12 protein-coding genes are annotated in these 12,428 nt (G+C 37.0%); 7 read left to right on the top strand and 5 right to left on the bottom strand.

All coding sequences use genetic code 11. The annotated features are described in order from the left end of the window. Nucleotides 1–10 precede the first annotated feature (10 nt). Genes ACWV26_RS07995 through moaC form a run of 3 tightly spaced genes read left to right on the top strand, consistent with a single transcriptional unit; the run spans nt 11 to nt 1,567 of the window. Nucleotides 11–505 (top strand): MogA/MoaB family molybdenum cofactor biosynthesis protein, encoded by a 495-nt coding sequence (locus tag ACWV26_RS07995; protein ID WP_455897817.1) that lies wholly within the window; start codon nt 11–13, stop codon nt 503–505. Next, on the top strand, nt 502–1,092 hold the full coding sequence (locus ACWV26_RS07990) for a molybdenum cofactor guanylyltransferase (protein WP_455897816.1): 591 nt from the start codon (nt 502–504) through the stop codon (nt 1,090–1,092). Before ACWV26_RS07995 ends, ACWV26_RS07990 begins: the two co-directional genes overlap by 4 nt. Beyond that, entirely contained in the window at nt 1,085–1,567 is a 483-nt protein-coding gene (gene moaC / locus ACWV26_RS07985; protein ID WP_455897815.1) for a cyclic pyranopterin monophosphate synthase MoaC, read from the top strand. The genes ACWV26_RS07990 and moaC overlap by 8 nt, the downstream gene beginning before the upstream one ends. 44 nt (nt 1,568–1,611) lie before the next feature. Here moaC and moaA read toward each other — a convergent pair whose 3' ends face one another. From moaA to ACWV26_RS07970, 3 genes are read right to left on the bottom strand one after another with little or no spacing between them, the layout of a single operon-like run. Continuing rightward, entirely contained in the window at nt 1,612–2,628 is a 1,017-nt protein-coding gene (gene moaA, locus ACWV26_RS07980; protein ID WP_455898204.1) for a GTP 3',8-cyclase MoaA, read from the bottom strand. A gap of 2 nt (nt 2,629–2,630) precedes the next feature. Next, complete coding sequence (gene fdhD, locus ACWV26_RS07975) at nt 2,631–3,440, bottom strand: formate dehydrogenase accessory sulfurtransferase FdhD (protein WP_455897814.1); 810 nt, start codon at nt 3,438–3,440, stop codon at nt 2,631–2,633. 12 nt (nt 3,441–3,452) lie between these two features. After that, a complete protein-coding gene (locus ACWV26_RS07970; RefSeq protein WP_455897813.1) occupies nt 3,453–3,800 on the bottom strand; it encodes a DUF2294 domain-containing protein in 348 nt (115 codons plus the stop codon). Between the two features lie 619 nt (nt 3,801–4,419). Between ACWV26_RS07970 and fdhF the strand changes: the two genes are divergently transcribed. The 3 genes from fdhF to ACWV26_RS07955 are packed head-to-tail and all read left to right on the top strand — an operon-like array spanning nt 4,420 to nt 8,899. After that, nucleotides 4,420–7,344: a formate dehydrogenase subunit alpha gene (gene fdhF / locus ACWV26_RS07965; RefSeq protein ID WP_455897812.1), complete on the top strand. Its 2,925-nt coding sequence runs from the start codon at nt 4,420–4,422 to the stop codon at nt 7,342–7,344. A gap of 15 nt (nt 7,345–7,359) precedes the next feature. Beyond that, nucleotides 7,360–7,836, top strand: coding sequence for a DUF1641 domain-containing protein (locus ACWV26_RS07960; RefSeq protein WP_455897811.1), 477 nt, complete (start codon nt 7,360–7,362; stop codon nt 7,834–7,836). A 16-nt stretch (nt 7,837–7,852) separates the two neighbouring features. Next, nucleotides 7,853–8,899 carry a P-loop NTPase gene (locus ACWV26_RS07955; protein ID WP_455897810.1) on the top strand — a complete coding sequence of 349 codons (1,047 nt, stop codon included), beginning with the start codon at nt 7,853–7,855 and terminating at the stop codon, nt 8,897–8,899. 361 nt (nt 8,900–9,260) lie between these two features. Here the strand turns inward: ACWV26_RS07955 and ACWV26_RS07950 are convergent, their stop codons facing one another. Together ACWV26_RS07950 and ACWV26_RS07945 are read right to left on the bottom strand one after the other, a co-directional pair. Continuing rightward, on the bottom strand, nt 9,261–9,548 hold the full coding sequence (locus ACWV26_RS07950; RefSeq protein WP_455897809.1) for a hypothetical protein: 288 nt from the start codon (nt 9,546–9,548) through the stop codon (nt 9,261–9,263). A 414-nt stretch (nt 9,549–9,962) separates the two neighbouring features. After that, nucleotides 9,963–11,744 (bottom strand): sulfatase-like hydrolase/transferase, encoded by a 1,782-nt coding sequence (locus tag ACWV26_RS07945; RefSeq protein WP_455897808.1) that lies wholly within the window; start codon nt 11,742–11,744, stop codon nt 9,963–9,965. A gap of 166 nt (nt 11,745–11,910) precedes the next feature. On the opposite strand from ACWV26_RS07945, the gene ACWV26_RS07940 reads away from it, so the two are divergent. Continuing rightward, entirely contained in the window at nt 11,911–12,402 is a 492-nt protein-coding gene (locus tag ACWV26_RS07940) for a hypothetical protein (protein WP_455897807.1), read from the top strand. Nucleotides 12,403–12,428: the final 26 nt, after the last annotated feature.

The following is a 12,428-nucleotide window of genomic DNA, read 5'->3' as shown; positions in this document are numbered from 1 at the left end:
GTGCCTCATCTTGCACCCTACACATCATAAACTTTCTATAAGAGCTGCCGTTTTAACCGTGAGTGACACACGCAAAAAGGAAGATGATCTTGGTGGTCAACGAATTCAATCTTTAATACAAGAAGCTTCATTTGAAGTAATTGACTACCAAATAACAAAAGATGAACCATCTGAGATATCAAAACAAATAAAAAATTGGTGTGCGAATCAAACGATTAATACAATCATCGTCACTGGCGGCACAGGATTTACACCAAGAGATCAAACCTTCGAAACCCTTCTTCCCCTTTTCGAAAAAGAAATGGTTGGATTTGGGGAATTGTTTCGATCATTAAGCTTTGAAGAAATCGGCCCAAAAGCTATGTTTAGTCGTGCAACAGCAGGTTGCCGTGAGAAATCCGCTATCTACCTGATACCAGGTTCCCTCAATGCCGTGACACTTGCTATGACCAAACTAATTCTTCCTACTGTTCAACATTTCGTCGGTGAGTTGAATCGCATATGAAAATTGCTGGCGTTGTCTTAGCTGGTGGTCAATCTTCTAGGTATGGTCAACCAAAAATGTTTGAATCGTTTGCTGGTCAGCCTTTGTATAAAAACAGTCTTATTGCTTTACAAAAAAATCAACTGCATCCTTTAATTATCGCTACCAATGCTTACTTGCAATCGAAGTTTACAGAAGAGAACATTGAGATGATCATTGAAATGCATCCTCATCAAGGTCCGTTGTCTGCAGTGCAAAACATTATGACCAATTTCCCCGATGTTGAGTGGTTTTTTGTAGTAGCCAGTGATATGCCCTATATGAATGCAGATTTTGTCCAAAGCATGCTTACTTTTATCGATGATCGATATGATGCTATAGTTCCTAAACAAACTTCTAGAATACAACCTCTTGCATCCTTATATCGACGCAGTGCTTTACCAAAAGCAAAACTATTAATCCAACAAAACAAGAGAAGTATGAACGTCTTGTTAGAGCAACTTCGAGTATGTTATCTTGAATTTGAAGAGGAATGCTCAACATTCATCAATATCAATACACAACTGGATTGGTCACAAATAGATAAAAAGGAGTCTACATATGAATAATTTTACACACTGGAACGAAGAAGGTCGTCCCAAAATGGTAGACATTTCAGAAAAGGAAATCACACAACGTACAGCCATCGCTCGCAGTACGATTACTTTATCCGATGAAGTCTATCAAGCCATCCAACAAGGTGGCATAAAAAAAGGTGATCCATTGCAAGTAGCACAAATTGCGGGGATTATGGGTGCCAAAAAAACATCAGATATAATCCCCATGTGTCATCCGATTATGCTGCAAGGAACTGATTTCCAATTTGAGTATACAAAAACGGACGAAGGATATGAACTTCACTTACAAGCTGCCGTAAAATGCAGCGGGAAAACAGGTGTCGAAATGGAAGCACTGACTGCTGTAAGCATCGCAGCACTAACTTTTTATGATATGTGTAAAGCCGTCGATAAAAATATGGTGATTAAAGAAACCTATCTTGTTCAAAAAACGGGTGGTAAAAGCGGCACCTTTATGCATAAATAAACAGAAAAAATTCGGCATTTTGCCGTTTTTTTTCTGTTTTTTCTTTAACCACCGATGTGGGACATTTCAATTTTTGACTTTTTCCTATTTTCCATCGTCTGTTCATTCCGTTCATCAGAATAACGGTCTGTTCTATTTTCCCAAACGTCGGAAATGCATTTGATGATTGATGCATCATCTTGCCCACTTCTTATCAATTCTCGCAAATCTGTTCCATCTGTTGCAAATAAGCAGGTATATAGTTTCCCCTCAGCTGAAATACGGGCACGTGAACAAGTTGAACAAAAAGATTCTGTTACGGATGAAATAACACCAATCTCGCCTTGATTTTTTTGATATTGAAAACGTTTGGCTACTTCTCCTTTATAATTGGGCTCAACAGGTTTCAACGGGAAAACTTGGTGAATTTGATCTATAATTTCTTTCTTTGACACGACGTCATCCAGTTTCCACCCATTTGAGTTACCTACATCCATATATTCTATAAAGCGAAGAATATGCTTTTTGTCTTTAAAAAAATTCGCCATTGAAACAATATCTTGTTCATTTACACCTTTTTGAACAACCATATTGATTTTCACGTGCAAACCTGCTTCTGCAGCTTTTTCAATACCTTCCAACACCGTTTTGACTTTACCACGATGACCATTCATCTCAAAAAAACGCTCTTCATTTAGTGAATCCAGGCTAACAGAAACTCTTGATAACCCTGCTTTTGCCAAATCATTTGCATATTTTTTCAATAAAGTGCCATTAGTTGTTAAAGCGATATCTTCTACTCCAACAATACGATGAATGCGTTCAATTAACTTTGGTAAATCTCGACGCAGTAAAGGCTCACCACCTGTAATACGTACTTTTTTCACACCTAGCGAGACAAAAATCTTTACTAACCGTTCGATTTCTTCAAAACTCAATATCTTTTCGGACGGCAAAAAGGCGAAATCCGGGCCAAATATTTCTGCTGGCATGCAATATTGACAACGAAAATTACAACGATCTGTCACTGATATTCTTAAATCTCTTAACGGTCTTTGCAATTGATCTTGTAGAAGTGTAATTTTTAATCTCCTTCTTTCATTTTAGACATTTGAATACGCTCTTTATGTGTATAAATATTCAATGTATTATGGCGAATAAATCCTACAGTTGTAATCCCCAGTTGTTCTGCCAACTGCAACGCCAATTCTGTAGGCGCTGACTTAGATAAAACAATCTCACATCCAATTTTTGATACCTTCATTAAAATTTCCGATGAAATCCTTCCGCTAAATACGATAATCTTGTCTTTCATGCTAATGTTATTTCGTAAACAATAACCGTAAATTTTATCAAGAGCATTATGACGCCCAATATCCATGCGGCTTATCACAACGCCATTCATATCACAGAGCGCAGCATTATGAACACCGCCAGTTTTTTGGAACGTTACAGCCGAATCCTGCATTTCCCGCATTAAACGAAAACAATCGTCTGTTGTAATACGCACATGAATATCTTCCATTTTTTTGGATGTTAATGCATCATTAGCGAAAACAAAACCTTGTCGACTCATACCACAACAAGAAGTAATGTAGCGTTTATTTTGCAGTTGTTGAGAAATTGGATTGATTTTCTTAGTTTTTATATGCACAAACCCTTCTTTTTCCTGGTACCAAATATCTTCAATATCTTCAACGTTACGAATTATTCGTTCCGAAGCTAAATATCCCGTTACCATATCTTCTACATACTCGGGTGTGCAAACCATCGTAACAAATTCTTGCTGATTAATCTTAACTGTGACAGCGTATTCTGTGACAACTATATCTTCTACTTCCTTGACTTTATTATTTTCAATACGCAGTATCTCTCGAGTTACAGCATTTTTCATAAGGCATCCTCTTTATTCATTAATTTTATCTTCAAAAATAAATACAGAAATTGCAATATCTTCTTCAATTTTAATATCTGTAAATAAATGGAGCAGCTTTGTGCCCATCAATTCATCCATTCCTTCAGGAGTTGCTTCACTATACAAATTTTTAATCATACTTGTACGTGCAGCATGAACCATTCTTGCACCTTCTGGTGTAGTAGAAATAAATCTTTCAGTTGGTGTTAAATTACCATACAAGGTTGAAACAGCCATGTTATCGGTAAAAACCGTATGAATACGCTCAGGTCCTTTTCCAAATAATTCTTTCCGTAATTTTCTAATAATATCATTAAATTCATGTACTTTTTTGGACATTTTGACAACCCCCCCAACGTAAATAAAGTATTCATTGCCTTTTTTAGGTGAGACAACCTTATCGTTTGATAATAATATAGCAAATTCAAAAAAAATCAAAGAGAAAATAATTGTTCGTAATTAGTGAAAATTTAGATAACATTTTCTCTATTGTCGATTTGGAATGTAAACGTTATACTTAAAGTAATTACAAATGGAATTGATGTATTTTCGGTTTTTATGTTTTAGTTTTAGTAAAAAACAAAACTTATTACATATTAATTTTTAATATTTGAATTCTATTGTTAAATTTAAAAAATAAAGTAGATTGAGTTTTTAGCACGGCTTGCTAAGAATTTTATCCACCATGATTAATCAGCATGTGTACATCATGCCGTTTTCATGGTGGATTTTTTATTTTTTGAGCATGTCAACATTATGTCACTTCGTCAATGACTGTCTAAACGACTACAGTCTAGGGACACGATAAATCCAGGATAGAGTTCAAGAAGATTCTTTTAACAAAGTAAAACTAAACTTTTATTATCTAGAATAACTAACTCTACATACTTTTCCGGCTTTACCATAACCATTAACCTGGTGTCATATAATTGTCAAATAGCAAAAGGAGGAATTTACTTTGACTAAAATTAACATTAATGGTTTATCCTATGAAGTATCAGAAGGAGCTACAATCCTTGATACAATTAATCAAAATGGCATACCCCATCCACAAATTTGCCATGTACCATCCGTTGACCCTATTCAAACTTGTGATACTTGTATTGTTGAAGTGGATGGACAACTCGTTCGATCTTGTTCAACGAAAGCGGTAGACGGTATGAATGTCCAACTTACTTCTGACAAAGCGAAAGCAGCACAAACAGAAGCAATGGACCGTTTACTAGAAAATCACTTATTGTACTGTACTGTTTGTGATAATAACAATGGGAACTGTGCATTACATAACACAGCAGAAATGATGGAAATTGAACATCAAAAATATCCTTATCAACCAAAAGTGGAACCATATGAAGTGGACATGACACATCCATTTTACCGTTATGACCCGAATCAATGTATCGCTTGCGGACAATGTGTAGAGGTTTGCCAAAACTTACAGGTCAATGAAACATTATCCATAGATTGGGAAGCAGAAAGACCACGCGTTATTTGGGATGAAGGCGTTAATATTAATGATTCTTCATGTGTAAGTTGCGGACAATGTGTAACGGTTTGTCCATGTAACGCTTTAATGGAAAAATCGATGCTTGGAGAAGCTGGTTTTATGACTGGTCTTAAACAAGATATGTTGGATCCTATGGTCGGTTTAATCAAAGAAGTTGAACCAGGATATAGCGGTATCTTCGCCGTTTCTGAAGTCGAAGCTGCTATGCGAAGTAAACGTACTAAAAAAACAAAAACCGTTTGTACTTTTTGTGGTGTCGGCTGCTCCTTTGAAGTTTGGACAAAAGGCCGCAAAATTTTAAAAGTGCAACCTTCTGAAGGTCCTGTAAATGCGGTTTCTACTTGTATAAAAGGGAAATTTGGTTGGGACTTCGTCAACTCTGACGAACGCATTACAAAACCATTAATTCGTAAAAACGATGAATTTGTTGAATCATCATGGGATGAAGCTTTAGATTTGATTGCGAATAAGCTTGGCGGTATTCAAAAAGAATATGGTCCTGGTTCTGTCGGTTTTATCTCTTCTTCAAAAATTACAAATGAAGATAATTACTTAATTCAAAAAATGGCACGTCAATTGTTTGAAACAAATGACGTAGATAACTGCTCACGTTATTGTCAATCTCCAGCTACAGACGGCTTATTGCGCACAGTTGGTTTTGGTGGTGATGCAGGAACAATTAAAGATATTGCGAAAGCTGGACTTGTCATTATTGTTGGGGCAAACCCTGCAGAAGGTCACCCTGTTTTAGCGACTCGAGTAAAACGTGCTCATAAATTACATGGTCAAAAGTTAATTGTTGCCGATGTTCGTAAGCACGAAATGGCTGAGCGCTCTGACATCTTCATACGTCCAAAACAAGGTACTGACCAAGTTTGGTTAATGGCCGTGACAAAATATATGATTGATCAAGGTTGGCATGATGAAGCTTTTATTAATGAAAATGTCAATTCATTTGATGATTTCAAACATGTCCTTGAAAAATACACACTCGACTACGCTGAAGAAATGACAGGTATTTCAAAAGAGGTCTTGATAAATGTAGCCGAAATAATTCGTGATGCAGACGGTACATGTGTTCTTTGGGGTATGGGGGTTACACAAAATACGGGTGGTTCGTATACATCTGCAGCTATTTCAAATCTCCTTTTAGCTACTGGTAATTATCGTCGTCCAGGCGCAGGAGCCTACCCTCTTCGCGGACACAATAACGTGCAAGGTGCTTGTGATATGGGTACATTGCCAAACCTATTGCCAGGTTATCAAAAAGTAACGGATGATCAAGCACGTGCTAAGTTTGAAAAAGCATATGGCGTAACGATTCAATCGCAACCGGGTCGTACGAATCCGCAAATGTTACATGCAATTACGGAAGGTAAAATGAAAGCTATGTATTTAGTTGGTGAAGATATGGCTCTAGTAGACGCTGATGCCAATCATGTAGATGAAGTTCTTTCTCAATTAGACTTCTTTGTTGTCCAAGATGTTTTCTTATCACGTACAGCACAATATGCAGATGTTATCTTGCCAGCAGCACCATCCCTTGAAAAAGAAGGTACTTTTACGAATACAGAACGTCGTGTTCAGCGCCTATATCAAGTTTTACCAACACTTGGTGAATCAAAAGCAGATTGGGAAATCCTTCAATTAGTAGCTAAACGACTAGGAGCAGATTGGAACTACAATCACCCTAGTGAAATCTTTGAGGAAATGGCTAGTCTTTCACCAATTTTCTCTCAAGCGAACTACGATGTATTAGAAAATTGGGGCAGCTTCTGTTGGGGTAGCCATGATGGTAAAGATACACCTTTACTCTATGAAGATGGCTTTAACTTCCCTGACCAAAAAGCTCGCTTTGCTTTAAACGATTGGGTAAAACCTGTTGAATTTGAAGCACAGTACGATTGTCTTATTAATAATGGTCGGATGTTAGAACACTTCCACGAAGGAAACATGACAAATAAATCAAAAGGTATTCAATCGAAAGTACCTGAAATCTTCGTTGAAGTATCACCAGAATTTGCAAAAGAGCGAGGAATTAAAGATGGAACACTCTTACGTTTAGTGTCTCCATACGGCGCATTAAAATTAAATGCACTCGTAACAGATCGCGTGCAAGGAAACGAGCTATTCTTGCCAATGAACTCTGTTAGCAAAGATTCAGCGATTAACTTCTTAACGGGTCCAGCTGCAGACGTTAATACATCAACACCTGCATACAAACAAACAAAAGTACGAGTGGAAGTTTTGAAAGGAAAAGGAAAATCACCACTCCCTAGAACAAATCCAAGAAATAAAAAACGTCACCCACAAAATGGTGTCGAAGTACAACGGAAATGGGATCGTCCTGGCTACGTTCACTTAACAACAAATTAATGGAGGAGTGAAAGCATGGCTGCACCAATTAATACCATTAAAAAGCAACAATTAACTGATGAACAAATAAAGGAACAAAAATTAGAGAATTTAAAACTGCTGCTTTCAGAAAATCAAGATACACTCAATCAAGTCTTTACAATCATGTCAGAACTAAATGATATTGGAGCACTTGATGCAGCTAAAAAGCTTCTAGAAGCAAAAGAGGAAGTTGCCCATATCGCACTAGGTCAGTTGACCCGTAAACCTGTTACAAATATGATTAACAATTTAATGGGTGCTGCAGGTGCTTTAACGGCTATCGACCCAGAAACAACAACTAAACTTATTAATAGTCTAACTACTGGATTAGATGAAGCAAACAAAGCGGTGGAAGCTGATGAAAAAGTCAGTGCCTTCAAGCTGGTAAAACTGCTAAATGATCCCGATGTTAATCGTGCCATGAACTTTGGCATTCACTTCTTAAAAGGACTTGGCAAAAATTTAAAATAGAAAGGAGGATTTTGAGATGTTAACAAACGAAAGTATTTTAAATGCATTAAAGTATGTTTTGGACCCGGAACTTCAGAAAAGTATCGTGGAGTTAAATATGGTTCGCAATATAAAGGTTGACGGTACTCAAATTTCACTTGACGTTACCTTAACGATTCAAGGGTGTCCTCTTAAAGCAAAAATTCAACAGGATATTGAACAAGCTTTAAAGAATATTGGTGCTTCCAGTGTCTCTATTCAATTTGGTTCAATGACAGATGAAGAACGTCGCAATTTAACTGCTTCTTTAAAATCTCAAAATCTAACAAATCAAGGTATGCCTAAAATGCTGCAACCTGATTCTGGCGTCAAATTTATTGCTGTAACGAGTGGTAAGGGTGGTGTCGGTAAGTCGACTGTAACAATTAATTTAGCTACAGCCCTTGCACGGCTTGGAAAAAATGTTGGGATTTTAGATGCGGATATTTATGGCTTTAGTATTCCAGCGATGATGAAGATTGATCAAAAACCAACAATGATTGACCAAACTGCTATTCCGGTAGAGAGCGATGGTGTGAAAATTATGTCGATGGGCTTTTTCACAAAGGAAAATCAACCTGTCATGTGGCGCGGCCCAATGCTCAACAAATGGATTCGCAATTTTCTTGCCAATACTCACTGGGGAGAATTAGATTATCTCCTATTAGATTTACCACCCGGTACAGGAGATGTTGCCATTGATGTGGCAGCAATGATTCCACAAGCACAAGAAATAATCGTGACAACTCCACACAATGCTGCTTCTCATGTGGCATCACGTGCAGGTCTAATGGCTCAACATACCAAACATACCATTCTCGGTGTAGTCGAAAATATGGCTTACTTTGAAAATGCTGATGGTGAAAAACACTACCTATTTGGTCAGGGTGGTGCCCAAAAATTGGCAGAAGAACTTCATACAGATGTCTTAGCTCGAGTTCCATTTGCTCAACCTGAGGAAAACACCGGTTCTTCAGTTTATGACGAAGACTCAATGATTGGAGAAGTATTTACTCATCTAGCTGAAGATCTTATTTATTTATAATATAAAAGGTAGTGCTTTTATAGAAAGTGCCTGTAGAAGACAAAGCAAATAATCATTCAACCAGTTGTAGGATTTATCCTTCGACTGGTTGTTTCTTTTTTAAATAAATTGAAAATCCTCCTAATCTGTAATCTTAATTGGTATACTATACCCTACTTTTGTTCGTATCAAACATCAATTATTTTTATTTCTACTACTTAGAGATCTAACACTCTAATTACCATAAAAATAACACCTTCTAATTGAATTTTTAGGCCCAAAAACCAAATTCAATTGAAGGTGTTTTTTTATTTGTCTAAAGTTGGATGTCATACTTAAAACAATTTGATGATGACTATTTTTCACCAACATAATCCTACTATTAATAACCTGCCCTTTTTAAAACCTGCATAAAATAAAAGCGATAAGTATTCTTAACAAAATTGTCTAATGGCAACCCAACGTTCAGTTGATACTTCGTAAATATAAAATAAAACCTTTTATCCCATTTTAAACGTAATAATTCTCCAGCATCTTCACCATATTTCTCAGTAAATTCTATAATTAAAGGTTCGATCATATCGTAACAATAGTCTTTTAAGTTAGCGAGAGCCTCGATATCTTTCTCCTTTTGAAAACGCGTAATCCAATCTACTAATTGCTCATTCATTATGGTTTCCCATCCTTCTAATTTTGAGTTTCTTCCTATTATATTATACTACTTGTATTGATTTTCTGCCGTGCAGAATATCCGTCGGCATCCTATTCCTAAGAAATTCGCTACAACCTTTGTTCTGCCGAATCCACCTGTGCTTCATCCCCTCCTATGACCTGTCAGCACTTCTTTATAACCACTTTGCAAAAATTGAGTAATGTAAAAAAGGAAAAAGTGAAATTGGCTGGGCTCAATTTCACCTTTTCATTATTAAGCTAGTTCTATCCTAGCCTTTCGTGTTCCTAAATTAAAAGACTAATAATAAATTGGGTTCTTTATAAAATTTATTTATAACCCTCTATGTTGTTGCTTCATCCCCTGTGAACTAACAGAAATTAAAGCTCTCGCAAAGTGAATTTTTGCACCAATCTATTCTTTACTAGGCTTCAATCGCTTCTTATTCCTTTGGTTTTCAAGTACTACTAACAAGATTTGCTGGATTGTCTTTGTTTGTGGTGTTTCATATGTTGGATGGGCTAGATTTTTCTCCTCAAATGGGTCTTGTGTTAGATTGTATAACTCAAATTGTTCTGGGACTGGGGTTGTTTTGAGTGTTGTGACATTGATTGTCGCTTCGCTGTTTTCTGTCAGAGGAATCACCCCTTTGGTCGTTGTCACTAGATCTTCAACACCCGGATTACTCCAGAATTTTGGGTTGTCGTAGTAACGTGTAAGCTTCCACTTTTCTTCATTATGATTTTCTCCGGTCTTTAAAGTGACGATTACTGTTTCCAAGTGATTGGGCTGCACTACTGACTCGTATGGTTTTCCTAATAACGTCTCTTGATGCAAACCTTTGGAAAATTCATCGTCTGTCATAAAATAAATAGGTTCATGGGCACGGGGGAATTCTTTTTTACCTTGAAGCAATGGGGTTAGATTCCGGCCAACTAATGGATGTACTTCTGTATGATCTTTTTTTAGTTTTTCTTGCACTTCTTCAGACGAAATATTGGCAAGTCCTAATAATGTTGGGATTACATCTAAATGGCTTGTCAGCATAGTTGTTTGTTGTTTTACTGGGAAGAGTTTTGGATTATGGATGATGAATGGCACGTGAATGGATTCCTCATAAGCATTGTGCCACTTTTGAAACAATCCCCCGTGCGCGCCTAGTAAATCCCCATGATCTGATGTGAATACAACGATTGTATTGTCATAGAAAGCGGACTTTTGAAGCGCTGTCAATACTTTGAACATCTCATTATCTACTTCTTTTTGGAGCGAATAATATAGTTTTCGATAGAATTGTGTATCGAACGTTGGCTGCAGTGCTTTTTGATACGTTTCACGATAACTAAGTTGAGCTGTCGGCTTCGTTTGTAAGGTTTCGGAAGATGTTGGTGATGATGGTATGTTTGGAACACTCGGATCAATTTTAAAATTATAGGTTGGTGACAATTGAGAAAATAGACCAAACAATGTAATATCATGTGGATTGACGAATGAAGAGACAATCAGCCAAGGCTTTTGTTCCTGTGCATTTTCTTTTTCTAACCCTTTTAACAAGGAAACAACTTCATTCGCATAAATAGCATCTCGTCCACTTACACCTGTTGCTGCAGATGAACCGGAATTCCTCGGATTTGCTCCGTGAGGTTCTGGACCTATCCACCCTGAAAAACCATAAGAATCAAGGCGATTTGCATTCAAATATTTCTGTACATTTGAAAGATTGGGCACGCCAGTATTCGGATCATAACTCGGCAATGCATCGTGCGTACCTGGTATCAAAATATCTTCATCTGAAATATGCCATTTTCCCTTCCAATACGTTCGATAACCCGAAATTCTAAAATAATCTCCTAATGTAGGCACCGTATTAGGATCAAGCCAACATATATCCGCATCATATGCCTCTTTTGCAGCCCCAGATGTTTGCGACACACCATGGAGAGACGGATACTGCCCTGTAAAAAGCGTAGCCCTACTCGGAGAACAAGCCGTACTGCCAATATAATGATTTAAAAAGCTCATACTATTTTCACTTAACAGTTCTTGTGTTTTCAAATTCAATTTACGCCATTCATTTAATTCTTCATTGTCATAAGCGGTAGGAAAACGCTGCTCATCAACGATTATAAAAAGGAAATTGGGCCGTTTTAGATGATGTTCGATACTACTCGACTCATTTTTACGTCCTTGTCTCATTCAATTCCTCCAAAAGAGTAATTTATACACTATAGTATGTATGGACCTAATGTTGAGTTCAATAAATCGGCAAGTGCCTAAATATTCTAGCGCCTGCTCTTCGCCCTTTTGTTATGAAAATATCCTTCTAGCATATGATGGAGTAAAGACAAAGGGGTGAACGAAAATGAAAAATCGACATGTAATGATTTTCTCAGAGAAGTTTATTTTTAAAAGAATACTTCCCTTTTTAGCCCTCTTTTTATTATTATTTTCTACCTCTGCATTTGCACTGTCATGGTCTTATCCTTTTGTTTCATGGAATGGCCGAGTGTATGAAGTGACAGATTTATCATTAGGAGAAAAGCTAGTCGGCAAGAAGATTGGAGAAGTTGAAGCAAAACCTAATGAAGAAACCGGAAAGTATCAAGGCAATGCTTCCAATGAATTCGATGTCGGCACAGAGTACTATCAATTGAATGACAAGAACACGGATCAAGCAATTGCTGTGAAAGTAGATGGACAATACCTGCAAGCCGTTTATAAATTTGAACAGGCAAATGATTCATCGAATATGGTGAAAGAGTTTTCTCCTGGAGTTTTAATCTCGTGCACTGTGGCGTTTGTTTTATTGTGTGTTTGGTTTTTTTGGAGTTTGGGGAAGGCTCGGAGGAGATGATTTGTTCGAGTAATTGATTGGTTTCA

Source organism: Rummeliibacillus sp. JY-2-4R (assembly GCF_053847205.1).
Note: the sequence above shows the minus strand (reverse complement) of the source record. Positions and strands in the feature narration are given on the sequence as shown.

Excerpts from the sequence above, each read along its gene's own strand:
- ACWV26_RS07945 (WP_455897808.1), bottom strand. The coding sequence starts at position 11,744 with ATGAGACAAGGACGTAAAAATGAGTCGAGTAGTATCGAACATCATCTA.
- ACWV26_RS07990 (WP_455897816.1), top strand. The coding sequence starts at position 502 with ATGAAAATTGCTGGCGTTGTCTTAGCTGGTGGTCAATCTTCTAGGTAT.
- ACWV26_RS07960 (WP_455897811.1), top strand. The coding sequence starts at position 7,360 with ATGGCTGCACCAATTAATACCATTAAAAAGCAACAATTAACTGATGAA.
- ACWV26_RS07940 (WP_455897807.1), top strand. The coding sequence starts at position 11,911 with ATGAAAAATCGACATGTAATGATTTTCTCAGAGAAGTTTATTTTTAAA.
- moaC (WP_455897815.1), top strand. The coding sequence starts at position 1,085 with ATGAATAATTTTACACACTGGAACGAAGAAGGTCGTCCCAAAATGGTA.
- ACWV26_RS07970 (WP_455897813.1), bottom strand. The coding sequence starts at position 3,800 with ATGTCCAAAAAAGTACATGAATTTAATGATATTATTAGAAAATTACGG.
- ACWV26_RS07950 (WP_455897809.1), bottom strand. The coding sequence starts at position 9,548 with ATGAATGAGCAATTAGTAGATTGGATTACGCGTTTTCAAAAGGAGAAA.
- ACWV26_RS07955 (WP_455897810.1), top strand. The coding sequence starts at position 7,853 with ATGTTAACAAACGAAAGTATTTTAAATGCATTAAAGTATGTTTTGGAC.
- fdhD (WP_455897814.1), bottom strand. The coding sequence starts at position 3,440 with ATGAAAAATGCTGTAACTCGAGAGATACTGCGTATTGAAAATAATAAA.